Source organism: Synechococcus sp. MIT S9503, from assembly GCF_047304175.1.
Lineage (GTDB): Bacteria > Cyanobacteriota > Cyanobacteriia > PCC-6307 > Cyanobiaceae > Synechococcus_C.
In genome coordinates, this window is the sequence record NZ_CP138955.1 from 722,964 (window position 1) to 746,568 (window position 23,605).

At 57.1% G+C, this 23,605-nt stretch carries 22 protein-coding genes and 1 tRNA gene; 13 read left to right on the forward strand and 10 right to left on the reverse strand.

What is annotated here, in order from left to right; all coding sequences use genetic code 11:
- Positions 1–51: 51 nt before the first annotated feature.
- Positions 52–2,019: a ribonuclease catalytic domain-containing protein gene (locus SIB56_RS03960; RefSeq protein WP_413325632.1), complete on the forward strand. Its 1,968-nt coding sequence runs from the start codon at positions 52–54 to the stop codon at positions 2,017–2,019.
- A 17-nt stretch (positions 2,020–2,036) separates the two neighbouring features.
- On the opposite strand, the gene SIB56_RS03965 is transcribed toward SIB56_RS03960, so the two are convergent.
- The gene (locus tag SIB56_RS03965) at positions 2,037–3,803 is read right to left on the reverse strand and encodes an FAD-dependent oxidoreductase (RefSeq protein WP_413327096.1); all 1,767 of its coding nucleotides are present in this window, start codon (positions 3,801–3,803) and stop codon (positions 2,037–2,039) included.
- A gap of 186 nt (positions 3,804–3,989) precedes the next feature.
- On the opposite strand from SIB56_RS03965, the gene metG reads away from it, so the two are divergent.
- Together metG and lptC are read left to right on the forward strand one after the other, a co-directional pair.
- The gene (metG, locus tag SIB56_RS03970; RefSeq protein WP_413325634.1) at positions 3,990–5,534 is read left to right on the forward strand and encodes a methionine--tRNA ligase; all 1,545 of its coding nucleotides are present in this window, start codon (positions 3,990–3,992) and stop codon (positions 5,532–5,534) included.
- Complete coding sequence (gene lptC / locus SIB56_RS03975; protein WP_413325636.1) at positions 5,534–6,721, forward strand: LPS export ABC transporter periplasmic protein LptC; 1,188 nt, start codon at positions 5,534–5,536, stop codon at positions 6,719–6,721. Before metG ends, lptC begins: the two co-directional genes overlap by 1 nt.
- On the opposite strand, the gene SIB56_RS03980 is transcribed toward lptC, so the two are convergent.
- Positions 6,651–7,316 carry a cofactor assembly of complex C subunit B gene (locus SIB56_RS03980; protein ID WP_413325638.1) on the reverse strand — a complete coding sequence of 222 codons (666 nt, stop codon included), beginning with the start codon at positions 7,314–7,316 and terminating at the stop codon, positions 6,651–6,653. The genes lptC and SIB56_RS03980 overlap by 71 nt on opposite strands.
- Positions 7,317–7,383: 67 nt before the next feature.
- Between SIB56_RS03980 and SIB56_RS03985 the strand changes: the two genes are divergently transcribed.
- The 6 genes from SIB56_RS03985 to SIB56_RS04010 all read left to right on the forward strand — a co-directional run bounded on the left by SIB56_RS03985 (position 7,384) and on the right by SIB56_RS04010 (position 11,797).
- Positions 7,384–7,791, forward strand: a complete 408-nt coding sequence (locus SIB56_RS03985; protein WP_413325640.1) for a tellurite resistance TerB family protein — start codon at positions 7,384–7,386, stop codon at positions 7,789–7,791.
- A 30-nt stretch (positions 7,792–7,821) separates the two neighbouring features.
- Complete coding sequence (gene psb32 / locus SIB56_RS03990; protein ID WP_413325642.1) at positions 7,822–8,499, forward strand: photosystem II repair protein Psb32; 678 nt, start codon at positions 7,822–7,824, stop codon at positions 8,497–8,499.
- Between the two features lie 7 nt (positions 8,500–8,506).
- The gene (gene pxcA, locus SIB56_RS03995) at positions 8,507–9,655 is read left to right on the forward strand and encodes a proton extrusion protein PcxA (RefSeq protein ID WP_413325645.1); all 1,149 of its coding nucleotides are present in this window, start codon (positions 8,507–8,509) and stop codon (positions 9,653–9,655) included.
- On the forward strand, positions 9,648–10,202 hold the full coding sequence (locus SIB56_RS04000; protein WP_413325647.1) for a bifunctional adenosylcobinamide kinase/adenosylcobinamide-phosphate guanylyltransferase: 555 nt from the start codon (positions 9,648–9,650) through the stop codon (positions 10,200–10,202). Before pxcA ends, SIB56_RS04000 begins: the two co-directional genes overlap by 8 nt.
- On the forward strand, positions 10,202–10,696 hold the full coding sequence (locus SIB56_RS04005) for a tRNA (cytidine(34)-2'-O)-methyltransferase (protein WP_413325650.1): 495 nt from the start codon (positions 10,202–10,204) through the stop codon (positions 10,694–10,696). The genes SIB56_RS04000 and SIB56_RS04005 overlap by 1 nt, the downstream gene beginning before the upstream one ends.
- Positions 10,697–10,804: 108 nt before the next feature.
- The gene (locus SIB56_RS04010; RefSeq protein ID WP_413325652.1) at positions 10,805–11,797 is read left to right on the forward strand and encodes a peptidoglycan DD-metalloendopeptidase family protein; all 993 of its coding nucleotides are present in this window, start codon (positions 10,805–10,807) and stop codon (positions 11,795–11,797) included.
- Positions 11,798–11,899: 102 nt separating this feature from the next.
- On the opposite strand, the gene SIB56_RS04015 is transcribed toward SIB56_RS04010, so the two are convergent.
- Together SIB56_RS04015 and SIB56_RS04020 are read right to left on the reverse strand one after the other, a co-directional pair.
- Positions 11,900–11,973 (reverse strand) — tRNA-Met (locus SIB56_RS04015).
- A gap of 51 nt (positions 11,974–12,024) precedes the next feature.
- Positions 12,025–12,321 carry a hypothetical protein gene (locus SIB56_RS04020; protein WP_413325653.1) on the reverse strand — a complete coding sequence of 99 codons (297 nt, stop codon included), beginning with the start codon at positions 12,319–12,321 and terminating at the stop codon, positions 12,025–12,027.
- A gap of 152 nt (positions 12,322–12,473) precedes the next feature.
- Here SIB56_RS04020 and SIB56_RS04025 point away from each other — a divergent pair, with 152 nt between their 5' ends.
- On the forward strand, positions 12,474–13,067 hold the full coding sequence (locus SIB56_RS04025; protein WP_413325655.1) for a peroxiredoxin: 594 nt from the start codon (positions 12,474–12,476) through the stop codon (positions 13,065–13,067).
- Positions 13,068–13,116: 49 nt separating this feature from the next.
- On the opposite strand, the gene SIB56_RS04030 is transcribed toward SIB56_RS04025, so the two are convergent.
- The gene (locus SIB56_RS04030; protein ID WP_413325657.1) at positions 13,117–15,927 is read right to left on the reverse strand and encodes a UPF0182 family protein; all 2,811 of its coding nucleotides are present in this window, start codon (positions 15,925–15,927) and stop codon (positions 13,117–13,119) included.
- Complete coding sequence (gene ftsH, locus SIB56_RS04035; protein WP_413327099.1) at positions 15,924–17,699, reverse strand: ATP-dependent zinc metalloprotease FtsH; 1,776 nt, start codon at positions 17,697–17,699, stop codon at positions 15,924–15,926. The genes SIB56_RS04030 and ftsH overlap by 4 nt, the downstream gene beginning before the upstream one ends.
- Positions 17,700–17,873: 174 nt before the next feature.
- Here ftsH and rpmF point away from each other — a divergent pair, with 174 nt between their 5' ends.
- Positions 17,874–18,050: a 50S ribosomal protein L32 gene (rpmF, locus tag SIB56_RS04040; protein WP_413325661.1), complete on the forward strand. Its 177-nt coding sequence runs from the start codon at positions 17,874–17,876 to the stop codon at positions 18,048–18,050.
- Here rpmF and SIB56_RS04045 read toward each other — a convergent pair.
- Genes SIB56_RS04045 through SIB56_RS04055 form a run of 3 tightly spaced genes read right to left on the reverse strand, consistent with a single transcriptional unit; the run spans position 18,014 to position 20,083 of the window.
- Positions 18,014–18,940, reverse strand: a complete 927-nt coding sequence (locus tag SIB56_RS04045) for a kinase (protein WP_413325663.1) — start codon at positions 18,938–18,940, stop codon at positions 18,014–18,016. The two genes, rpmF and SIB56_RS04045, sit on opposite strands and share 37 nt — an antisense overlap.
- Positions 18,941–18,989: 49 nt before the next feature.
- A complete protein-coding gene (locus SIB56_RS04050) occupies positions 18,990–19,328 on the reverse strand; it encodes a DUF565 domain-containing protein (protein ID WP_413325666.1) in 339 nt (112 codons plus the stop codon).
- Complete coding sequence (locus tag SIB56_RS04055) at positions 19,325–20,083, reverse strand: HAD-IA family hydrolase (protein WP_413325668.1); 759 nt, start codon at positions 20,081–20,083, stop codon at positions 19,325–19,327. Before SIB56_RS04055 ends, SIB56_RS04050 begins: the two co-directional genes overlap by 4 nt.
- Before the next feature lie 60 nt (positions 20,084–20,143).
- On the opposite strand from SIB56_RS04055, the gene recJ reads away from it, so the two are divergent.
- Positions 20,144–22,063 carry a single-stranded-DNA-specific exonuclease RecJ gene (gene recJ, locus SIB56_RS04060; RefSeq protein WP_413325670.1) on the forward strand — a complete coding sequence of 640 codons (1,920 nt, stop codon included), beginning with the start codon at positions 20,144–20,146 and terminating at the stop codon, positions 22,061–22,063.
- Entirely contained in the window at positions 22,060–23,424 is a 1,365-nt protein-coding gene (locus tag SIB56_RS04065) for a chloride channel protein (RefSeq protein WP_413325672.1), read from the forward strand. The genes recJ and SIB56_RS04065 overlap by 4 nt, the downstream gene beginning before the upstream one ends.
- On the opposite strand, the gene psb30 is transcribed toward SIB56_RS04065, so the two are convergent.
- A complete protein-coding gene (psb30, locus tag SIB56_RS04070; protein WP_413325674.1) occupies positions 23,403–23,534 on the reverse strand; it encodes a photosystem II reaction center protein Ycf12/Psb30 in 132 nt (43 codons plus the stop codon). The genes SIB56_RS04065 and psb30 overlap by 22 nt on opposite strands.
- Positions 23,535–23,605: the final 71 nt, after the last annotated feature.

The window sequence follows — 23,605 nt, forward strand, 5'->3', positions numbered from 1 at the left end:
CCAGGGGATCTTGTTGGCTTAAGTGACACCAAGTCATCCCAGCTTGCGGTTGTGCTTGCTGTTCAGGGCAGCAAACGTCGTCTGACGATCGGCTTTCGGGGAAAGGAACAGGTTGTTCCGGCTCGTCTGCTCGACTGCATTCACCCCCTTCCGGTCGACGTTGATCCCTCGTCCCGCTTGGGTGTTTTTCCGTGGTCGTTCAACGAAAATGAACTTGAGCTGAGCAGTCTCGCTCGTCGCGAATGGGGCGAGCTGTGGGTCCTGATGCTGGAATCACCCGAGACGCTCGATCTTGCTGAATTTTCCGAGCTGGTCTGCGGCTCCGACGCTGCAGTCAACAGAGCGGCATGTTGGCTGGCCCTGCACGGTGACCAGGACTTTTTCCGATGGAAGCAGGGTCTGGTCCAGGTCAGATCCCGTTCCGAAATTCGCAGTCGTCGTGCTGCACGCAGAGCACAGGTTCGATCAGAACAGCATGAGAAACAGTGGCTGAACCTGCTCAAAACCCGTCAACCAGTGGTGTTCAAATCACTGATTCCTCAGCATCAGCAATGGATCACATCGCTTCAGAAACGTGTTAACGAAGGAAGTGACACCATCCAGCTGGATGTTCAGCTGCTGAAGTCGCTGAAAACGATTCGGATTGAACCCAACGCCAAAGAGCTCCGCCTTCTGCTGATTCAGCTCGGGCAGTGGGATGAGCATCGGCCTGCGGCAATGTCGGGAACAGCCTGGAGCAACGGATTCAGTGATCAGCTGTTGCGGGAAGCCAGGGAACTTGTTCACAAAAGCGATCAAGCGATGCCCGGTGACGACACCCGGGTTGATCTCACCGCTCAGAGCTGCTTCACGATCGACGATGTCGAAACCAGGGACATTGACGATGCCATTGGTCTGGAACGTCGACCCGATGGATCCGAGCGTCTATGGATTCACATCGCCGATCCTGGACGGTTGATCAGCGCTGGATCACCGCTGGATCTTGAGGCTCGACGTCGAGGCAGCAGTCTCTATCTCTCCAGAGGCAATCTTCCGATGTTTCCCTCCGAACTTTCGACAGGCCCTTTCAGCATCAGAACCGGTCGGCGCAATGCGGCCTGGAGCACCTGGATCGATCTCGATGAGCAAGGGGCGATCAGCGATTTCGGAATCCTGCGCAGCTGGGTCACTCCCCGTTACCGACTGAGCTATGAGGATGCGGATGAGTTGATTGATTTCGCTCCGCCTGAAGACGCGGATCTCGCTGAGCTTCACAGACTGCTGGAACGCAGACGTTGCTGGCGCTGCGGTCAGGGTGCTTTGCTCATGGATCTGCCGGAGGGTCGGATTCGCTGCCGCGAGGACGAACTGTCCGTGCAGATCACGGAGCCTGGTGCCTCCAGAATGATGGTGGCTGAGGCCATGATTCTTGCTGGTACCGTCGCCGCGCGATTCGGCATCGATCATGACCTCGCGCTGCCCTACCGAAGCCAGCTGCCAGCGGATCTGCCCCCCGATGCTGAGCTGGAGGAACTTCCTGAAGGAGCCGTGCGTTTTGCCGCCATCAAGCGCTGCCTCAGCCGCGGTCTGATGGGAACGCAACCAGCGGCTCATTTCAGCCTTGGCCTGGATGCCTATGCCCAGGCCACCTCACCGATCCGACGCTATGGAGATCTCGCTGTTCAGCGTCAGATTGCTGCTGTGATTGATGGTGACAGTCCACTGAGCGAGGAGTCGATGCAGACTCTCATCAACAGTTTCGACTCCGCCGTGCGCGAAGGGCTGGCCATTTCCAGGGAGGATCAGCGTCACTGGCAACAGGTCTGGTTCGAGCGGCATCGATCGCAGCAATGGTCTGTGGATTTTCTGCGCTGGCTGAGGCCACAGGATCGTCTCGGCCTGGTTCGACTTGAGGATCTGGCCATGGATCTCGCTGCAGACTGCCCGTTGGGATCACTGCCAGGTGATTCGCTGGTCATGCGGGTGGACCAGGTGGATTCACGAAATGATCAACTCGGACTGATCGCAGCCACAGACTGATCAAAGCCACGGCCTGATCACAGCAGTGACGAAGCACAAAACCATCCTCCCCAGGGATTACGCGTGCCTCGCAGTTCGGCAGCCGTTGATCTGTCGAGGGTCTGAAGCCAGTCGTTAACAGCTGGTTCCAGGGTGATCAGCTGGCAGGGCTCACCACCTTCAGGCACGATCTGAAAACCACCCTGTTCGTCAGGCGTGACCACGCCTCTCCATGCAGCACCTGTGTTCAGCGTTTCAGGACTGGCCGAATCAGGTTGGATGCCGTTCAGAACCGCCAGCTGACGTTCCCGCCAGGCACTGTGATGCCAGGGGGTGTCCCAGAGTGGGGCGACAGCCGATGGCGCACTTGCATCGCTGATCAGTCGATCCTGCAGGGAGCGCACCGAGAGCTCGCAGGGTTGCTGCATGGATTCCAGCGCGAGAGCGGAAGCCGCGCCGGCAGCCTGACCGACATTCATGATCAGGGGTTGCAACCGAGTGGCTCCGTTGGCCATGTGACTGGTGCTGAAAGCCTTGTCAGCCGACAGAAGGTTGTCGATGGTCGCACTCAACAGCGCTCCGTAAGGGATACAGAACGGTGTACCGGTCCAGCGGCCACCCCAACGGCAACTTTTGGGAGCCAACGGCCAGTCATCGCCGGGGTAATGGTGATCGTTGGCGTAATTCCCCACCGCGATCGACTGCATTACCCCGCTGTCATTGACGGGGGGACCTGTGATCGGAGATCGCTGCGTCAGCGGAAGAAGATCCTGCTCGATCACCGTCGTACGTCCGATCATCCGGCGACCCTCGCGCCAGTAAGGCATCGAGGCAAGCCAGGGCGCAGGGCTTGAGGCGCTGTCAGGAAAGGCCTCTCCGAGTTGCAGCCATCCAGCTGAAGCATTGCTCAACTCAGCAGCGAAGCTGAGGCTGTGCGACTGCATCTCGCTGAACAGCTCAGCCTCCTGGTCGGGGTCACCAAGAAATGCACGTTCAAGTCTGTGATGCCAGTCATTGCCGTGCAGTGGCCAGTTGAGCATCACCAACCCTGAGGGCAGTCGTCCGTAGGTGATGGTTTTTTCCAGACCGAATGCCTCACATGCGTTTCGGAATGGGTCAGAGAGTGGAGGGCTCGTCGCACCAGCGTCAGGCGCTGCAAACTGTTGCAGCCAATCGCTCTGAAGTTGACCCATCACCACCCAGGTGGGTGACTGCACCGGCTGAGTCCGGAAAAAATCCTCTGTGGACAGGCGATCAAGCGTGGGTGCACTGGGTTCATTCCATTGTTCTCTGGCTTCCCAGCCGAAACGGAACGGTGCATTCGCCAATGGCAGGAGATCACCTCGGTCGCTTCCGTCGATCACGATCCGGCAGCTCACCCTCCGGATTTCTCCTCCCACCTCGATCTTCAGCGCTGTGATCAGGGCTCCTTCACAGACCACATCCAGCAAACGGGTGCATGGCCACCAGAGCAATCTGGATTCCTGATTCAGCCAGCTCTGAAGAATGGCTTCCGCTGTGGATGGTCGGTAACCAAAACAACTCACCCAGTTGTGGTCCAGACCGTCCGGCTCTCGTTGTTCCAGTTCCCGCAGAAAGGCACCCCACAGCCCTGTCTGCCAGGGACTCAGTTCGTTGCCGTCCGGGCAGCAGACACCCGCGGAACTCACCATTCCGCCAAGCCATGACCCCGGGGTGAGAAGCAGGGTGGAAGCACCGCCACGGGCGGCCTGAATTGCTGCAGCAACACCTCCTGTGCCTCCACCCCAGACAAGGACGTCCACCGAGTCGACACTGACGGGCATGGTTTTATTCCGTTCCTGACCGCTGTCCATGGGGTTTCAACGTTGCCATGACGGCGCACACAGGCAAAAGACCCTGAGCTCGCGCTTGCCCGCCGCCTGTGGCCAGATCAGCAGAGAAAGGGGCACGCAAAGAGGGTCGTTAAGATCCTGCCCCAGAGCCAGGGGCCAAAGGAGAGCGCCGAAGCGATGACCTACAGCCTCACAACCCCGCTCTACTACGTCAATGCCAAGCCTCACCTCGGCAGCACATACACGACCATTGCCTGTGACGCACTGGCCCGCTTTCAGCGTCTTGAAGGTCAGCAGGTTCTGTTTGTCACAGGCGTGGATGAGCACGGTCAGAAGATCCAGCGCACTGCAGAGGCCCGCAAGATCAGTCCTCAGGAGCACTGTGATCTGATCAGCCGTGAATATGTTGATCTCTGGTCACGCTGGGAGATCAGCAACGACCGATTTGTTCGAACAACCAGCGAACGTCACCTGCCTCTGGTACAGGAGTTTTTCCATCGCTGTGAAGCCGCAGGTCACATCAGAACCGGTCATCAGGAGGGTTGGTACTGCGTCGACTGCGAGGAGTTCAAGGATGAACCTGCCGATTCCAAGTCACCCTGCTGTCCAACCCATCTGAAACCTCTTGAGTGGCGGGATGAGGAGAATCTGTTCTTCTGTCTCTCAAAGTTTCAGCATCAGATCGAGTCACTGATCTCCGCGCCTGGATTCATCGCTCCGGCAAATCGTCGCAAAGAAGTCGAGAACTTCGTGGCAGGTGGTCTGCGCGATTTCTCGATCTCCAGAGTGAACGTCTCTCACGGTCTTCCAGTGCCCGGCCACCCTGGCCACACCTTTTACGTCTGGTTTGATGCACTGCTCGGCTACCTGACAGCGCTGCTTGACGACGGGGGCCCCGTTGACCTTGACCGACTGAGCAGTGCGGGATGGCCGGTGAGCGTGCATGTGATCGGCAAGGACATCCTGCGCTTTCATGCTGTTTATTGGCCGGCGATGTTGATGTCAGCCGGTTTGCCGCTCCCCAAAAGCGTCTTCGGCCATGGATTCCTGACCCGTGAAGGCCAGAAGATGGGGAAATCCCTCGGCAATGTGCTCGACCCTGAGCTCTTGCTTGAACGTTGCGGAACAGATGCAGTGCGCTGGTATCTGCTGCGTGACATTCAGTTCGGTGATGACGGTGATTTCCAGCAGCAGCGGTTTGTGGATCTGGTCAACAACGATCTCGCCAACACGATCGGGAATCTCCTCAATCGCACCTCATCCATGTCCAGAAAGTGGTTTGACAACGGTTTGCCGCCTGTGAACGACAGTGTTCGGCGTGAGCATGTGCTTCGCAGCAGGGCCGAACAGACCATTCAGCAGGTGCGCGAGTTCATGCCGCATCTCAACTTCCAGAAGGCTGCGGAAGCGGTGTTGCAGCTGGCGATCGACACCAACGGATTTCTCAATGACAAGGCCCCTTGGAGTCAGATGAAGCAACCGGGCCAGGAAGTGCAGGTTGGTGAAGATCTCTATGCCGTGCTGGAGTGCTCGCGGATTGTGGGCATTCTTTTGCAACCGCTCGTGCCCGATCTCAGTGAACGCATTCTCCGCCAGCTGGGTCTCAGTGCTGTTTCAACGTCGTGGAACAACCATCTGACCTGGGGACTGCTTGATCCGGGGTCGGCTCTCCCCAAACCGGAACCTGTCATGCAGCGACTCGAACTGGACGCACCGCTCTGATGGCCCTGATGCATTCAACATGTCGCCAGACGGGTGGTCTGCTCATCGCCTTTGTTGCTCTGGTCGGCTGCGCCAGCGAGCGACCCTCTTCAACAGTTCAGTCGCCCCCGTTTGTCTTCCGATCACTGAAACTTGAGCAGAAAAACAAGCAGGGACTGATCGACTGGAGTCTCATCAGTCCTGAAGCGCGTTATGAGCTGAGTCGACGACTCGTCCGTGCACGCCTGCCGGTGGGTGTGCTCTACAGAAAGGGCAAGCCCTCCTTCAGGGTGCAGTCGGATCTTGCTCTTGTGATCAACGACGGAGAACAGATTCTTCTGGAAGGCGATGTCAGGCTCCAGCAGCTCAACGGGTCCAGGCTTCTGATACAGGGAGATCGTCTGCGCTGGCGTCCAGAAGAAGGTCTGTTACTGATTGAGCAGCGACCAAGGGCCAGCGACAAGGACTCACGGATCAGTGCCAGCACAGCGGAGCTGCAGCAGAAAACCAATGACCTGACCCTGAAGGGTGTGGTTCAGCTTGAGCGTTGGTCGGACGATGCTGATCCATCAAGGCCAGACTCGACGCTCAGGAGCGGGATGGCCCGCTGGAATCTGGATTCCGGAGTGCTGAATGCCGAGGGTCCTGTTCTGGCGCAACGACGCGACCAGGAGGGGACCGTGCTTGAGCAGCTTCAGGGCAACAGACTCAAGGGCAACACACGTGTCGGTGATCTGATGGTGATGGCTCCGGTCATCGTGCGCATGCCAAGACAGAACGGCGTTCTCAGAGCCCAGGACACCACCTGGAATTTCAGAACACAGATCGTGCGCACTGAGCAGCCATTCGAAGCGGAGCTCGACCGCACCACGATTCTCGGCAGAGCGTTCAAGGCTCAACTCAAGAAATCCACCGTTGTCGTCAACGGAGATTGCCGGATTCAACAGCCGGGAGAATCGCTTGAGGCCGAGACCTGCCGATGGAACTGGACCACTGAAAACGTGCTTGCCGAAGGAAACGTGCGATTGAGGCGCGATGCAAACGATCAATTGACCCGTGCCAGCACGCTGGAAGGAAAGGTTGGCGAGCAAGGCAAAATCACTTTCACCGCACCTGGGGGGAAGGTGCAATCCCAGGTCAGATTTCCTTCGGATGGTTCTGCTGATCCGAGTCTGCGACCGCGGACATCAGCTCCAGTTGAGTTCTGAGCCTTTCTGCCCATCCCGCCAGCCAGCGTTCATCGGACCGGGTGAAGCAGCGTTCTGACCAGCCGCCGAGAACAATCCAGCCTCGCTGCCCAAGCGGTTGCACCATCACCGCCGGCAGTCCTGGGAGAACCGCATCAAATTCCTGCCGTCCGGGATAGAGAGCGGTCCTGACCAGTGAAACCAGCGACTGACGTTCGGTACTGCGTCGACAGATCTCGCCAGGGCAGAACAACTCCTGCGTGATCAGGCCTCGGCGAAGCAGAACCTCGTCATCCCAATGCACAAGAATCGAAGCGGCTGATGTCGCCGTCAGAAACTGGTGGCTTCCCCAGGCAAGCTCAGTGCGCAGACTCAAGGACAGCTCCTCGGCGATCACGAGACCCTGCTCTCCTTCAAGCTCCACAGCCTTGGGACTGCGCGGCATGGCCCGTGTCCAGAGCACCGCCACGAGCATCAGTCCCACTGCCGCCATTCCAGACAACACCTCCGCCCTCTGCAGAGCTGGTGTGAACGCTTCAGCTGTTAACGCATTGAAGACAGCCAGACCCAGCACAATCAGGCCGGAGATCAGGCATAGACGCGCGGAGCCTGGCATGGTCAGGTGTGTGATGCGGTCAGAAGGGTTCACTCTTGCTCAAATGGGGCAGCACTGACCAGTGGTCATGACCGACGCGGAAGCATTTGCCTCCATCGCACTCGCTGCTGTGGCCTGCGACGGAAGCCTTGGTCGCGAGGAGGCACACGCACTTCGACGATCGCTTGAATTCCGCTCTCCTTATCGAGACCGCACTGAACAGGAGATGGGATCGCTGTTCGACCGTCTTCTGGTCACTCTGCGTGAGCAGGGTGTGGATCAGCTGGTCAACGAGGCCCTGCCGGCCCTTACACCCGTTCAGCAGGAAACGGCTCTGGCTGTGGCGGTGCAGCTCACTCATGCCGACAGGGAGGTGTCAGACGCTGAATCGCGTTTCTTGAAGCAACTCTGTGAGCGTCTGACTCTTCCGGAAGGTCGGGCTGTGCTGGTGATGGAGGCGATCACTGCCCTCCATCGAGACTGCCTTTCGGGCTGAAGGCAGACTGGCACGACCAAGCGCCTGACCATGAAGCGTCTGCACCACCTCATCGCTGGGACTCTGTCCGCTGTTTTCTGTCTTCTGCTCATCGTGCCTGCCGCTGTCGCGGTCTCCGCCCAGGATTTTCCGCAATCACTTCCTGATGAGACCGTTCTCGATTCGGCCGATGTGTTGAGCAGAGCCAGCCGTAATGAGATCAGCACACGACTGCAGGAGCTGGATCAGTTTCATGTCGATGCACGTTTGGTGACGTTGCGACGACTTGACTATGGATTGAGTCTCAACGAATTTGGAGAGGATCTTCTCGATCATTGGGGACATGATTCCAGCCGCATCGATCGTCCTCTGTTGATATTTCTCGAGGAAACACAGAGCAAGCAGGCGACAGTTGTTGCCTCTGAGCAGCTGCTAGAGCAACTACCAGAGTCCTTGCTGCGCAGCACAGGGCGGACAACGATGAGCCAACCCCTGCGTGATGGCGATCGCTTTCGACAGGCCACTCTCGATGGCCTGACCCGTCTTGAAACGGTTCTCAACGGTGGTGAGGATTCCGGTCCTCCTGTTCAACTCGAACGGACGACCAATCCGACCAATATTCCGACTGCGGAGGAGACGGAGAACAGCAACGCCTTCACATGGGTTGTCGTTCTTCTTGTGGTCGGCACCATAGTTCCTATGGCTACCTGGTGGATCTTCTCCAGCTGATGACACGATGGCAGGACGTAACTGGCTTGGGACCTTTGGCAGAAGCAAGTCGCTGAATGTGAATGCAGAACTGGATCGTGGTTACGAAGCCGCGCTTCTGATTCAGAGTCTTGAGCTCGAATATTACGGCGACCGTCCCATTCGTCCTGATCTGGAACTCTCTGTTCCGGCCACTGTTCAGGCCACTGTTCTGCGCAAATTCCGAGCCGCCATCAACGTCTGCCGCTCGTCGCTCGACAAGCTCGAATACCAGCGAGCCCAGTTCGACACGCAGGAGCTCAGACAACTTCAGCTGATCGAAGGTGTAGTCAGCCGGTACAGCCCAAGACGTGCAGCATCGGCACCAACGATCAGCCGAGCTCCTGACCCCCTGCCACGCTCGCTGCTCGGGATTTTCGACACGCTGCGCCGTCAGCTCAACCCTGCGGCGGAAGCAACACTTGTGGCGGGATTCCGTCGCCGCCGGGATTCAACACTTATCTCCCTCAAAGTGTTGTTGCTGCTGATTCTTGTGCCCCTGTTGGTTCAACAGGTCAGCCGCACTTACATCATCAGCCCCGCCGTTGATCACTTTGCGCCAGAGCTTCCGTTTCTGAGCTACCCCAAGCCTCAACTTGAGGAGCGTGCCGTTGAAAAACTGAGGGTTTACAAGGCTGAGATTGAATTCGATGCCCTGCTTCGTGGTGATTCGATTCCCACCCAGGAGGAGCTTCAGCAGAAGCTTTCCGCCAAAGCCGAGGAACTCAAGGAAGAGGCGGATTCAGAAAGCACCCATGCCGTGAAAAACGTGCTGGCCGATCTTGCTGCAACGCTCGCTTTTGTTGTGGTTTGTTTGTTCAGTCGTGAAGAGCTGCGAGTGCTTCGAGGCTTCTTCGATGAGGCTGTTTATGGCCTGAGCGATTCAGCGAAGGCTTTCGCAATCATTCTGTTTACTGACATTTTCGTTGGTTTCCACAGTCCTGAGGGTTGGACCGTCCTGCTGGACGGAATCGCCAATCACTTCGGTTTTCCAGCCCGCGAGAATTTCATTCTTCTGTTCATCGCGACGTTCCCAGTGATCCTTGCGACCATCTTTAAATACTGGATTTTCCGTTACCTCAACCGCGTCAGTCCCTCCTCTGTCGCCACATTGCGCGGCATGAACGGAGGTGGTTGATCATCAGCTTCTGCAGGGGCTGGTTCTTGTCACTGGCCCCAGCCGTGGTGGCAAGAGCCGCTGGGCTGAACACCTTGTTGGACGATGCAACCCTGTGAGTTATGTCGCCACCTCCGATCCACGTCCGGACGATCCTGCATGGCAGGAACGGATACGTCTTCATCGTGATCGCCGCTCAACTGACTGGACAGTGATTGAGAGTGGAGCTGATCTTGTCGATGCGCTGAACACCATTCCCAGCAATCACACTGTTCTCATCGATGCACTTGGCGCTTTCACCGCCTGGAATCTGGACGCATCTCCGGAGGCCTGGATCAAACTTCAGGAGGAACTGATCACATGCCTTCAGAGCCGGTCGCAGCCTGTTGTGATTGTCATTGAAGAAACCGGCTGGGGGGTGGTCCCGGCAACTGAGATCGGCGGTCTGTTCCGTGATCGTCAGGGCCAACTTGCCCAACAGCTTGAGACGATCGCATCAAGAAGCTGGCTGGTCGTTCAGGGCCGAGCTCTGGATCTCCATGCTCTCGGCTGTTCTGTGCCCGACTGATGACACTGGTCTCAACTCCCCTGAGGGTTGCTCTGTTCGAACCGAGGATCCCCCCGAACACCGGCAACATCGCACGGACATGTGCTGCATTCGGGCTTCCTCTGGCGCTCATCGAGCCACTCGGGTTCTCGATTGATGACCGTCACCTGCGTCGCGCCGGTCTGGATTACTGGCCCCACGTTGATCTTTCCGTTCATCATGACTTCGATCATTTTCTGAACTGTCTTCCGACCCCCTTCCGTCTGATCGGATGCAGTCGCCGCGGAGGTCAATCCCTGCAGACGACTCGTTTTCTGCAGGGAGACGTTCTGCTGTTCGGTCGCGAGGACATCGGATTACCTGATTCGATCAGGCAGCAGTGCGATCAGATCCTCACGATCCCCATGCCTTGCAGCGCGGCGGACGATGGCCAGGGTGGTGTGCGGAGCCTGAATCTGTCTGTTGCCTGCGCAATCGTCAGTCATCACGCCGGACTGCAGCTTCAGTTGTGGTGATCGCAGATCTGCCACCAGGGCCCTTGCGTCGATGTGTTCCGCTCGCTACTTTCAGCCGGTTCCCGGGCTGTGGCGGCTTCTTCGGGACTGATCCTTAAGCATCCCTGAATGAAGCCCCTCTTTTTAGCTGTCACCGCGATAACTTCCAGCACTGCGCTGTTTGCGGTTTCACAGCTTTCGGGGTTTGCAGATACCGACCACTACAGCCCGCAGCAGCTTTTTGCTGCCCTTCCCAATACATCAAAATTGCTCTGGGTTGAACTCGCTGCTGACAGCGATCTCAGCATGGTGTCCAGAGAGCTTGATCTTTCTCTGAATGAATTGTCAAAGCTGAATGAAAAGTCAGCTTCAACAGTTCTCAAGTCTGGTTCCTGGCTTGTTCTGCCCGAGACAAGTCGTGATGATGTGATTGAGTCATCCCGCTTTGTGGGTGAATCCATTCGCTCATCCGCACCACTGAGTTCACCACCAGTTCCCAAGGATGTGGTGGAAATCAAGCCTGGTCAGTCGTTGACTTCCTTGATCAAGGATCATGGAATCACACTTCAACAGCTGAAGGATTTCAACCCTGGGATCCAGGTTTCGCGAATGCTTGTTGCAGGCAGCAAGATCCGCGTGGCGAAGGCTCGTCCTTTGCTCGGTGTTCGTCCTCTGCGTTCCGGTGGGGCAAGCTGGCCTGATCTTCCCGGTTTCTCGGGAAACAACCGGCTAGGAGCTCCGCAATCCTTTATCTGGCCGACCAAAGGTGTGTTCACGTCCGGCTATGGATGGCGCTGGGGACGAATGCACAAAGGAATCGACATCGCCAACAATGTCGGCACTCCGATCTTTGCCGCCAAGGACGGCCTGGTGGCCTACGCAGGTTGGAGCAGCGGGTACGGTTATCTCGTTGAAATCAGTCATGCTGATGGATCATCCACTCGCTACGCCCATAACAGCCGATTGCTGGTCAAGAAAGGACAGTTGGTTCCCCAGGGTGCGCGCATTTCTTTGATGGGGAGCACCGGACGCAGCACCGGCCCCCATCTTCACTTCGAAATTCGTCATCCCGGTGGTGCTGCATTGGATCCGATGGCAATGCTGCCTGCGAAACTCAGCTGAACTTCAATAATCCAGTTTTCAGTGCTCAAAATGATCATCGTTTACGATGACATTTTTTTTGGTGCTATTAATCAATATTTTTTGATTTATTTCAATAAATAATGTCAGAGGAGAGACTTGAACTCTCGACCTCAGGGTTATGAATCCTGTGCTCTAACCAGCTGAGCTACTCTGACGAAAGGCCCGAAGGCCAGTGCCCATCATACATCTTGAGATGTCTGATTGAGCTAGCGCATTTCGATCGCGTTCAGTCGTTCTCGGAAGGATTTCGGAGAAGCCTGTGCTGATCCCACATCATCTCCGAGAGAGACTTGGCCTTCTGGAATCGCGTTGGGACGACGCTGCTGCCTGACTGGTTGTCCTCGGTGTGGACGAGCTTTGAGCAACAGAGCCCTGGTTTTTGGATCCCGCTCCAATGGCTGGCTGCAAAGCTCACTGCGTACCTGATTGAGCAAGCGGAAGTGGCCGGTGCTGCTGAATTTTCTGAGAAGCGCTGGATCCCAGCTCATTGATGAATGAATCATTGGCTGATGATAAGTGAGCGCCTTTCAAGCTCAGCAACTCAGTCGTGCCGCAGTCTTTGGGGCAGACGTGATAACTTGAGCCCAGCAACTGGAAGTCGGAACGACTACGACCTAGGCCTGTTCACTTCCTTGCCAATCCTCGCACCACCATCATGTCTTCGCTGCGCGTGGGCCAACAGGCCCCCGATTTCACTGCAACTGCAGTGGTTGATCAGGAGTTCAAGGAAATCACTCTCTCGCAGTACCGCGGCAAATACGTGGTGCTGTTCTTCTATCCTCTCGATTTCACTTTCGTTTGTCCCACTGAGATCACTGCATTCAGCGATCGTTATGCAGACTTCTCAAGCAAGAACACTGAAGTGTTAGGTGTGTCAGTCGACAGTCAGTTCAGCCACCTCGCTTGGATCCAGAGCCCTCGCAACCAGGGTGGTCTCGGTGATATCAACTACCCACTCGTTGCTGATCTCAAAAAAGAGATCTCCTCCGCATACAACGTTCTCGACGACGCCGAGGGTGTTGCACTGCGCGGATTGTTCATTATTGATCCTGAAGGGGTGATCATGCACTCCACCATCAATAATCTCCCTGTGGGACGCAATGTTGATGAAACGCTGCGTGTGCTTCAGGCTTTCCAGTATGTGCAGTCCAATCCCGATGAAGTCTGTCCTGCAAACTGGACACCGGGTGAAAAGACCATGAAGCCAGACCCTGTGGGCAGCAAGGAATTCTTCGCGGCGATCAACTGAATCTGTTGCCTGCTCAGACAGTAAGGGTCCGCCAAAGCGGACCCTTTTTTTATGGCGTTCCGCTGCTTTCCTGTTGACGTCTGGCCAGCAGTGCCTTGAGTGCGTCATCCAGTTCCGCTGCCATTGCGACCCGACGTCCATCACTGACCACGATTCTCGCAAGTGTGGGGAGTCCACCCTGCTGTGCTTTCAAATAGATCGGTTCAACGTAGAGAAGCGAGTCGCCGACGGGCACAACAAGCAAATTTCCCTGCACGACCTGTGAACCTGCCCGATTCCACAACGTGAATTGCTGGCTGATTTCAGGGTTTTGATTGATCAGTGCCTGAACCTGTTCAGGGCCGAAAATCGGAACATCACTGGGGAAGCGAAGCAGGATGAGCTCTCCGTAATGTTCACCATCACTGCGCGCTGCCAGCCATGCCGAGAGATTGGGGCGTGCCAATGGCGTGAGGGGCTGAAGCAACAGGAATTCAGACGTCTGACTTGGCTTGACCTGAGCAGTGATGTGATAAGGAGCAACAGGAATCTGCTTTTGTCCGTACAGTTCCATCGGGACCTGCCAGACATCGTCACCGCTGTAAAAGATTCGAGGATTGGTGACGTGATAACGAAGTAATTGCTGAACCTGTAATTCAAATTGTGCCTGCGGAACCATCAGATGACGTCTCAAACTGGGTGGCATTGCCTCCAGTTCTTCGAAGAGTGATGGAAAAACAGAGGACCATGCCTGAATGATTGGATCCTCTGATTCATTGATATAGAGATGCACCTTGCCGTTGTAGGCATCAACAATCGCCTTCACCGAATTGCGGACATATCGGAGCGGGCGTCCATCAGGCAATGTTGCTGCATAGGGAACTGTCCTTGACGTGGTAAAGCCCTCGACAATCCAATACTGATGTTGCCCCTGTTGATAGCCACTTGGGGCATCATCCATAGGCACAGAAACCAGATAAGGATCACCCATCAGGGTGAGAAATGGCGCCAGCGTCTGCACTCTCTCTTTAACATCTCTGCGCAGAAGAAGTTTTGATTTCTTGGTGAGAGCGCCGGTATTCAGAAAACGTGGATCTGAGAGATATGTGGCTGCTGTGATTCTCTGCCAGAGATATTCAAGTGAAACACCTGCTGATCCTGAATAATGATTATAGGTATTGTCATCACCCTCCGGGTAATCAAATTCTTCGATCTTGGTCGGTGCGACTGCGTAGGGTGAAGGTAATGCACCGAAATATAAAGCTGCCCGTCCTATTGGAACTTCACGTTCAACATCAGCCTTGGTGATTCCCAGTGATTTATTACCTTCAACCCGTGTGGACTGACCAAGATCGCTGATGAAATAAGCCGGTAGACCATCAGGTTCACGTGTGTTGACCGGATTGAGTGTGAAACCGAATCCATGGGTGAAAACAAAGTGGCGGTTCTGCCAGGTTCGTGATCGTTTTGGCAGGGCAGCCTGGTCCAGTTCGCGTGCCGCGATGATCACCTGTTGGTTTTCATCGCTTTCCGCATCCAGCGGGTAACGGTCAACGGAAGCATTCGCGAACTGGTAATAAACCCTCAGCTGCTGCAACTGTCGGTTGGAGGCCAGCATTGGCTGACTGTCCCAAAGCCTGATGTTCTGAAGTGTGCTGGCACCTTTGATCAGATCGTTCTCTGTGATCTCACGGGTTGTTGTGATGCCCTTGACCTCAATGGAATCCAGTTGGTAGGCACTCCGCGTCGCTGTGATTGAGCGGCTGATGTATGGAGTTTCCAGCTGCAGTTCTCGGGGGCGGACCATCATCCACTGAACGACCGGAGCCAGCAGAAGCTCCGCCAGAACGGCAATCACCGCAACAGTGAACATCACTGTGCGCAGTTGTCGACGCCGACGGATCGAAACGAACGGCAACGGCAGACAGGATCCTGCCATCAGCACCAGAAGAAGAGAGATCCACTGACGCAGTGGCAGCCTCAGATGAACGTCAAGCCAGCCGGCTCCGGCAACAAGACCACTCTGAGTCCAGAGCAGTTGATGTCTCACTAACCAGGTCAGTGCTGCAAGAACTAACAGAAGGATGGCCAGCACTGGACGCAGCAGGGTTCGTTCCTGAGCGTTCCAGCCGGGAAATCCCCAGTCAGTCAGACAGGGCGAGCGGGTCAATCGACTCCACGCCGATGTGCTCAGCGTCAAGAGAATGAGAAGCAGCACGAGCTCAAGAGCGAGAGCCAGTGCGGAAAAGCGACCGAGACCGAAACTGAGATCAGCACCCAGCAGAGGATCGGTTGTTCCCGAGTCAGGAATCGTGAGCGCCAGTGCCCAGACTGCCCAGCTGCGTCCTGCCACTCCACAGAGACAGAGGCTCCCGTACAGAAAGGCCAGATTGATGCGCCGTCGACGACCAAGCCCGTGTGTGATCAGCAGGATCAGAAGAACGCTGATGATCAGAACGCCCCATTCCGGCTGAAAGGGAACACTCCACCAGTGGGCAAGCAGAAACGGCTGTTTCCATGCCAGCCATGCCAGCCGTGTCGTGATTCCGAGAACTCCGAGAAGGATCGTGAGGCAGGCCAGCAGCGCCAGTGAATAGACACCGCCACGCAAAGCGGGGAATTCACCGCTCGGTGTCGGTACATACGCCCGCATCCACTGTTGTCTCCACCAGGTGCTGACCAGCACGAGCATGCCTGCCACTGCTGCACCGAGGAACTGAAATCCAAGTCGTTGTGCGTAGATCCCCTGATGTCCGAACTGGGCGAACCACGACCACTCAACCTGGAGCCTGGCAAACAACCAGAAGCCAGGAAGCAGCAGCAGCACCCAGGCTGCGGATGGACGGAAGATGGGTGGTAGGCCCCGTTTGAGCAGGCTCAAGCCCCGGCCGGCAACTGATTCAGGCTAGAGCTCCTGGAGGGAAGGTCGATCCCAGCCAGGGCATGGAATCGATCTGACTGAAGGGTTTCCTCCTCGATCAACGCCTCGACCAGTCGGTCCATGAGCTGTCGCCTGGGCTTCAGGAGATCGATGGCCTGCTGCAGTGCCTCTCGTGCCAGGGCCCTGACGCGCCGATCGATTTCACGACCGGTGCTTTCGGCGTAGGACTGCCTTGTGTTGACCAGATCTCGACCCAGAAAGACCTCCTGATCCTGTCCCTCCAGGGCAACGGGACCAAGATCGGAAAATCCGAAACGCGTCACCATCTCGCGCGCCAGCTGCGAGACCATCTGGAGATCACCACTGGCTCCCTGCGTGACCTCGGAGTCGCCGAACACGACCATCTCAGCTGCACGTCCACCCAGAGCCATCACCAGACGGGCTCTCAAATAGGCACGTGTCACAAGTCCTGAGTCGATGATTTCCTCGTCGGGGAAGAAACGGGTGAAACCTCCCACGCCACCGCTGCGAGGCAGAAGCGTGACCTTGTCAACAGGATCGGCATGGGGGGTGAGTGCAGCCACCAGCGCATGGCCAATCTCGTGGTAAGCGATCAGCCGCTTTTTTGCGCAGTCCTGGAGTGGTGCGGCGGTCAGACCCATGGTGATCCGTTCCAGAGCCTCCTCCAGCTCCCTGTTGCCGAGGCAAGCCTCCTGGTGACGAGCCGTGAGAATGGCTGCCTCATTGAGAAGGTTCGCCAGATCCGCCCCTGAAAATCCAGGGGTTCTGCTTGCCCATTCAGCAAGAGACACCTCCTCAGCGAGGGGCCGCGTTCTGGCATGCACGGAAAGAATGGATTCCCTCCCGCGACGATCAGGCAGGCCGACCTGAATGCGTCGATCAAATCGACCTGGACGCATCAGGGCGGTGTCCAGGACATCAGGGCGATTCGTTGCAGCCAGGAGGATCACACCGGAGTTGTCGGCGAAACCATCCATTTCAGTGAGCAACTGATTCAGGGTTTGTTCACGTTCGTCATTGCCACCGCCGATACCGGCACCTCGCTGCCTGCCGACGGCATCGATCTCATCGATGAAAACAATGCACGGGGACTTGTCTTTGGCCTTTCGGAACAGATCTCTGACCCTGCTGGCGCCAACCCCGACAAACAATTCAACGAATTCCGAAGCTGCAATCGAAAAGAATGGAACTCCTGCTTCACCGGCAATCGCCTTGGCGAGGAGCGTTTTGCCTGTTCCAGGGGGCCCGACCAGCAGAACACCGCGAGGAATCCGTGCACCTAATTTGATGAAGGTCTCAGGCTGTTTCAGGAAAGTCACCACCTCCTGCAGCTCTTCCTTGGCTTCACCGATTCCGGCAACGTCCTCGAACCGGACCGTGATCTCCTCCTGGGGACTGGTTCTGGCCTGACTGCGTCCGAAGCCCATCGCCTTGTTGGCGGCCTGTGCCGACCGGCGCAGCAGCAACGAGAGGCCGACAACGATCAGAACAACCAGAACGAGATTGCCTGCGAGTCCGGCCAGGGCTTGCTCCTGGCGGACATCCTTCACATTCAGAGGAGTCCCTGAAGCTTCGGCGACTCTCAGGATCTGCTGATCATTGGCCAGCACGGGAACGGTGATTTCGCGCCCATTCGAGTAAGTCACAATCACCTGACGGCGACCCGGAACCAGCACCAATTCCTTGACGGATCCGGACGAAATCTCCTTTAGCAAGGTGCTGTAACTGACTTCTGGCTGTTTCCGGAACAGGGCAAACGGGTTTCCCGACTGGTCCTCAGGCTTTGACTTGGGCGCTGGAGCTCCCGGTTCTGACTGGGTCGTCTGCTCTGAACTCACACCGCTGATGCGTTGCACAGAGACTAGCGATTTGACGAGTGGCCTCTTAAAAGTGGATCATGGCTGTTTGGCAGTGATACGCCCGCGATGGCCGTCCCGAAAAAGAAAACCTCGAAAAGCAAGCGAAACCAGCGACATGCTGTCTGGAAGGGAAAGGCTGCAATCGCAGCTCAGCGTGCGCTTTCAATCGGCAAGTCCGTGCTGAGTGGTCGGGCGCAGGGTTTCGTCTATCCCGTTGCTGAAGACGACGAGGCTGAGAGCTGAGAGCTCATGACATGGACCTCACGGACATTGCGTGATTCCGCGAGATCCATCACCACAGTGCTTTCCTCCAACTGGTGCAACCAGCTCGGAGGAATCGCAGCCAGCACCATGCGGTTGAAGTCTGCAAGATCGCGTTTGTTGTAGCCGACTCCACTCCGCTGCTCGAGAGTGGTCAGCTGTTGCTGCTTCCATTGGGTGGATTGTTCGCTCTGCAGAGCGCGCAGGTGCCAGAGATCGTCGAGGAGTGACCAGACGCTCTGATAGTCACGCAGCTGAGAGATGCTCCTGGATCGCCACCTGAGCTCCTCATCCGAAAGATCATCAAGAAGCTCAGTTTCAATCGAGGGTCGTGGTGTTGATCCGAGAAACCAGCCCTCCAGCAACACAACGTTCGGATTTGAGTCGCTGGTTCCGTTCCGGTCACCCCGTCCATCACGCAGTGATTTGTCGAAGCGGGGAGCTGTGAGCCGGCCATCGTCTTTCCAGCGCAGGAATGATCGCAGCAGCTCATCGATGTCATGACTTCCTGGGAGTGCCCTTGGAACAGACCATGGATTGCCGCGCATGCTGTCTTCAAGTTGCTGCGAAGGCCAGTAGTAATCATCAAGCGAAAGATGCTCCACCGGCCAGCCCAGCTGTTCCGATGCGGACTTGACCCAGCTGCAAAGGGTTGATTTTCCGCAGCCGGGCAGGGCGCTGATGCCGAGAACGACCTGCTGATCGCTCTTCAAAGCCACTTCAACGCGGCTCAGCAGCGGAAGCGCCACAAAGGCGATCCACTTATCGCTGACCGGTATGACCCACTGATTTCTGGCGAGATCGAGACCGCCGACGCCCGCCCATCGAGTCCACCAGTCATCGAAGCAACTCCAACCGAGATGCTCCAGCAAGTGGAGCGTTCCCTTGGGTATCCGGTCGGAAATCGCTTGGCTGCGGCAGTCAGGATCCAAGCTTGAAAGCCTCAAGCACCACGGCATACACCGTGCCGATGCGCAGATTGTCGATGGCGAGCCAGGAAATCGGCCAGGGTCCTGAACGAACCCTGCTGCGGAGTCGCACGATCAGCTCAAGAATGATCACCATGATCAGCACTGCCACAGGCCGGTTCTGACCCGATTTCTGAAACCAGATCATGGTGACGTTGCTGCCGATGATGAAGCCGAACAACAAAGCGAGAACGCCGACGCTGCGTCGCCGCCAGGGGCCGACAAGCGCCTGATTCATGTGCCGTCCGATCCGGCGCTGCAACTGCTCATAGCGGGTGACCTGAAGCGTCATCGCAAGGGAACCGAGAGCAGCAATTGCAAGTACTCCAGCGTGATCCGACGCTGAGCACAAGGGGGACCGGCCAAAATCACCGTGGGCTGATCAGCTTCTCCGAGATGATCCACCACCGCATGGGCTTGATGTCGGCAATGTTCAAGTTCACGATCCCAGGGTGATGGTGTCAAAAGGCAGCGAAGACCGGCAGCGAGCGCTGACTGAAGACCTGGCATGGAGTCTTCGCAAACGACAACGGCCTCGGGATCAGCTCCGCTTCGATGCAGCGCCAGGGTGTAGGGATCAGGGAAAGGCTTGTGTCTGTTCACTGCATCGGACGTCACCATTCCCCGAAAAATCCCTTGCAGGTCGGCCTGGAAAGACTGCAGCAGAGACTTCACAGAAGATTCTCCACTGCTGGTGACGATCCACTGCTGAACATCAGCCCTTGCAAGTTCCATGAGTAGTCGTTTCACACCGGGGCGCAAGCTCACGGCTCCAGACGACACGAAGTTGAGATAATGCTGCTGCTTCGACTGCCGTATCCGCTCCAGAAGCGCGGGATCAACAACCATTTCCTGCCGTTTCGCATAGCTGAGCACACGCTGTTTGCCCCCTGGAATGCTCAGCAATTCGCAATAGGTCTGCTCATCCCAGTGCCAGCTGAGACCGCAATCCTGGAAAGCTCTGTTGAAGGCAGGCCGGTGACCGTTCAGCTCGGTGTCAGCCAGGGTTCCATCAACATCCCAGAAAACAGCCTGCAAACGTGTCATGAAGGGTCACCGACATGGCACCAGCCTGACCGATCGCTTTTGAAGCGATGAGGGCGCACAATGCAGCCATTCGTTGGCTTGGGCATTGTGTTGGGCGCGCCGGTTCAGCAATGGCGACTTCCACAACCGATCGAGGGTGATCCGCTGGCCTGCGTTGATCTTCCGCTGCCCTTGAAGGCGATGCTTTTCCGGCGAGGATTCAAGGATCCAGAACAGGTGGAGTTGTTGATCAGTGAGCAACCACTGCCAGCTGCAGATCAACATTTTCCTGAGCTGGGTGCAGCACTGAAGAGATTGAAAAAGGCCTGTCGCAACAAGGAGGCTGTGGCGATCTGCGGGGATTACGACGCTGATGGCATGACTAGCACCGCCCTGTTGATGCGAGCCTTTGAGGCCATGGGCGCCTGTCCCCAGGCAGCAATCCCCAGCCGCATGGACGACGGTTACGGTCTCAACCCCGGCATGGTTGAGCAGCTTCATGCCGAAGGTGTGCGTCTTCTGGTGACAGTCGACAACGGAGTCGCTGCCCATGAAGCTCTCGAAAAGGCGAGCGAACTCGGTGTTGAAGTGATCCTCACCGATCACCACACTCTTCCTGACAGCCGACCGAAAGCCCTTGCTCTGATTCACCCTGCGACCACACCGGAGAACTCCCCCTATGACTCACTGGCCGGGGTTGGACTGGCTTACGTGCTCGCCAGGGCACTGGCCGCAGAGTTGAACAAACCAGACTCGATCACCACAGCGAGGGATCTGTTCTGCATCGGCACTGTGGCCGACATGGCCCCACTGACCGGTGCCAATCGAACTCTGCTCCGGGAAGGCCTCAGCCATCTGCATCGCAGCAGATGTCCGGGTGTTAAGGCTCTTCAGCAACTTGCCGGTCTTGGAGATCGCCCCCTTCGAGCCGATGACATCGGGTTTCAGCTCGCACCAAGAATCAACGCTGTGGGTCGCATCGGTGAACCTTCGCTGGTGGTTGATCTGCTTACGGCTGATGATCACGCTCATGCCTTTGAACTCGGGCGTCGATGCGATTCGCTCAATCGCCAGCGCCGTGAGCTCTGCGATGCGATTGAGGCGGAAGCAGTTGCATTGCTTGAAAGCGATCCCTCCCCACTGCCCCCTTTTCTTCTCCTGGCACAGGGGCACTGGCACCACGGTGTGATCGGCATCGTGGCCGCCCGTCTTGTTGAGCGTTACCAACGTCCGGCAGCTCTGCTCGCCAGCGATGGCGAAGGAACGATGCGTGCATCAGTTCGCGCACCTGAAGGTTTCGCCGTTGATCGCGCCCTGCAGGACTGCAGCGAGCTGCTGGATCGCTATGGCGGCCATCCCGCAGCTGGTGGGTTCACAGTTCAGATCACTGCGGTCAGTGCACTTCATCAGGCGCTCAACCTTCTCGCGTCCCGTTGGCTGGAGTCAAGAGGTCTGGATCTGCTGGTGCAACCTGAAGCGCTGCTGGAGCTTGATCAGATTGATCATGCGTTCTGGCAGTCCCTCCAGAAACTCGAACCGTTCGGGGCTGGTCATCCGAAACCACTTTTCTGGTCGAGGGGTTGCCGAATCATTGATCGACAGCTTCTGCGCGGGGGGCATCTGAGACTCAAGCTCGAGCAAAACGGTGTTGAACGCCAGGCGATCGTCTGGCGTTGGCCAGAAAATGCTGCCCTCAGTCAGCGGATCGATGCGACCTACACGGTCACTCAGAATCACTGGCGCGGTGAAACGCGCTTTCAGCTCGACATCAAATCTCTTCGCCCCCACCTAGAGACGATGGAGCTGCACCGGTCGAACGGCAGCTACCGCGTGCAGCGCGTTGATCGCGAAAGCCTTGAGTTGATCAATGCTGACGGAGAATCTCTGCTGAGCCATGTCAATCATGAGGGTGTGCTGGAGAGCGACGACAGTCGTGCATCGCACCCCTACGTTGCGGCCTTGCTGCAGGAGGCGTGTGTGGGCCTCGGATTACGCCCATGAGTCGTGACAGCCGCCATGAATCAGTTCTGATTCCGGGAACGCTTCCGTCTCAGGGGCGTCTCAAGGGGATTGCCCGACATTTCATCGGCCTCGTTCTGGTCGGTGTGTTGATCGGTCTGGCCTGTCTGCCTCTGAACCTTGTTGATCGGATTCAGGCTCAGCTTTACGCCCTTTTGCCAACCACCACCACAGAAGACTGGACCCTGAACGGCCTCATGGTCGCGTTCATGCCGCTGGTGGTGATGCCGACCCTGCTGTTTCTGCAGCGAGGCCCGTGGCATGCGGGTGCCGGCTCAGGGATTCCATCAACAATGAACGGGCTGCAGGACCCAAGCCAACTTCCGAAGGCGATGGCAGCGTCAGCAACCGTTCAGCGGGGTGTGCTCTGGTCCATCGCGACCATGGCGATGTTCCCTCTTGGCAGAGAAGGTCCAGTCGTTCAGTTCGGTGCAGCAGTGGCGCGCGGCTGCCACCGTCGTTTCCGCGAGTGGCTCCCTTCACTCAACGAACGACAGATTGTTGCCATCGGTGGTGGAGCCGGCCTGGCCGGAGGGTTCAACACACCTTTGCTCGGTGCGGTATTCATGCTTGAGGAGCTCACCGCCGACTACTCGATTGTGACGATCTGGCCGGCGCTGGTGATCAGTGTCGCTGCTGCAGGTTTCTCCAACTTCGGAGGAGAGCCGATGTTTGGCCTCGGCGTCCTCAACATTGCATCACCGGAATCAGAACAGCTGATGATGGCCTTCCCGATTGGAATCGTTTGTGGATTCGTCGGGGGTCTGTTCAACAGGGGATTGGTGTGGCTCACCCGTCGTCTTGCACCTGTCGTCAGAAGCAGACCGCTGCAAACAGGTCTGTGTCTGGGCGGGGGACTCACAGCCCTCGCACTGCTGAGCTGGGGGACCTCCACCTCCGATGGCGAGGCACTGGTAAAACAGCTGATCGAAGAGGGAATGCCTAATGCGCTGGGTAATGATCAGCACCTGACCTCGGGCCTCACCAGCGTCTGGATCACGCTCGTGAGAGTCGTTGGGCCGATGCTGGCGCTCAGCCCTGGTGTTCCCGGTGGTCTGATCGATCCATCTCTGACATTCGGCGCCGTTCTCGGCTACACGATTTGTGCAGTGGTCGGAGTCAGCTCACAGCTGGGAATTGGACTAGGGCTGGCTGCAGGCCTCTCAGGCGCCACCCAGTTGCCGCTTGTTTCGATCGTGTTCTCCTGGCGACTTGCCGGAGATCAGCAACTCTTTGCAGGTGTTGTTCTTGCTTCAGTGTTAGCGGCCTACACCGGACGTCTGGTCTGCAGAGATCCGGTGTATCACGGGCTCAGCAAACTTCAGAGTGCACCGCGGCGGTAGAACAGAATGAAGATGACAGCGGGGCCGGCCAGAGTGATCAGGGCCAGTGCCGCGAAATTGGCGATCAGGTGGAAATCAAGTCCCATGAAACGGAAGCGGATGAGAGGCATGTTGCCCATCACAGGCTACGAGGCTTCGGCCCTTCCCGACCAGCTGGATCGGGACCTTTGTGACGGCCTGT

What these genes read in the sequence shown, in the direction of transcription:
- SIB56_RS04065 (WP_413325672.1), top strand. Translation starts at nt 22,060, where the DNA reads ATGAGTCGTGACAGCCGCCATGAATCAGTTCTGATTCCGGGAACGCTT.
- psb30 (WP_413325674.1), bottom strand. Translation starts at nt 23,534, where the DNA reads ATGCCTCTCATCCGCTTCCGTTTCATGGGACTTGATTTCCACCTGATC.
- SIB56_RS04055 (WP_413325668.1), bottom strand. Translation starts at nt 20,083, where the DNA reads ATGACACGTTTGCAGGCTGTTTTCTGGGATGTTGATGGAACCCTGGCT.
- recJ (WP_413325670.1), top strand. Translation starts at nt 20,144, where the DNA reads ATGCAGCCATTCGTTGGCTTGGGCATTGTGTTGGGCGCGCCGGTTCAG.
- lptC (WP_413325636.1), top strand. Translation starts at nt 5,534, where the DNA reads ATGGCCCTGATGCATTCAACATGTCGCCAGACGGGTGGTCTGCTCATC.
- SIB56_RS04025 (WP_413325655.1), top strand. Translation starts at nt 12,474, where the DNA reads ATGTCTTCGCTGCGCGTGGGCCAACAGGCCCCCGATTTCACTGCAACT.
- rpmF (WP_413325661.1), top strand. Translation starts at nt 17,874, where the DNA reads ATGGCCGTCCCGAAAAAGAAAACCTCGAAAAGCAAGCGAAACCAGCGA.
- SIB56_RS04050 (WP_413325666.1), bottom strand. Translation starts at nt 19,328, where the DNA reads ATGACGCTTCAGGTCACCCGCTATGAGCAGTTGCAGCGCCGGATCGGA.
- psb32 (WP_413325642.1), top strand. Translation starts at nt 7,822, where the DNA reads ATGAAGCGTCTGCACCACCTCATCGCTGGGACTCTGTCCGCTGTTTTC.
- SIB56_RS04010 (WP_413325652.1), top strand. Translation starts at nt 10,805, where the DNA reads ATGAAGCCCCTCTTTTTAGCTGTCACCGCGATAACTTCCAGCACTGCG.
- SIB56_RS04005 (WP_413325650.1), top strand. Translation starts at nt 10,202, where the DNA reads ATGACACTGGTCTCAACTCCCCTGAGGGTTGCTCTGTTCGAACCGAGG.
- SIB56_RS03985 (WP_413325640.1), top strand. Translation starts at nt 7,384, where the DNA reads ATGACCGACGCGGAAGCATTTGCCTCCATCGCACTCGCTGCTGTGGCC.
- SIB56_RS03965 (WP_413327096.1), bottom strand. Translation starts at nt 3,803, where the DNA reads ATGCCCGTCAGTGTCGACTCGGTGGACGTCCTTGTCTGGGGTGGAGGC.
- SIB56_RS04020 (WP_413325653.1), bottom strand. Translation starts at nt 12,321, where the DNA reads ATGATTCATTCATCAATGAGCTGGGATCCAGCGCTTCTCAGAAAATTC.
- SIB56_RS03980 (WP_413325638.1), bottom strand. Translation starts at nt 7,316, where the DNA reads ATGCCAGGCTCCGCGCGTCTATGCCTGATCTCCGGCCTGATTGTGCTG.
- pxcA (WP_413325645.1), top strand. Translation starts at nt 8,507, where the DNA reads ATGGCAGGACGTAACTGGCTTGGGACCTTTGGCAGAAGCAAGTCGCTG.
- metG (WP_413325634.1), top strand. Translation starts at nt 3,990, where the DNA reads ATGACCTACAGCCTCACAACCCCGCTCTACTACGTCAATGCCAAGCCT.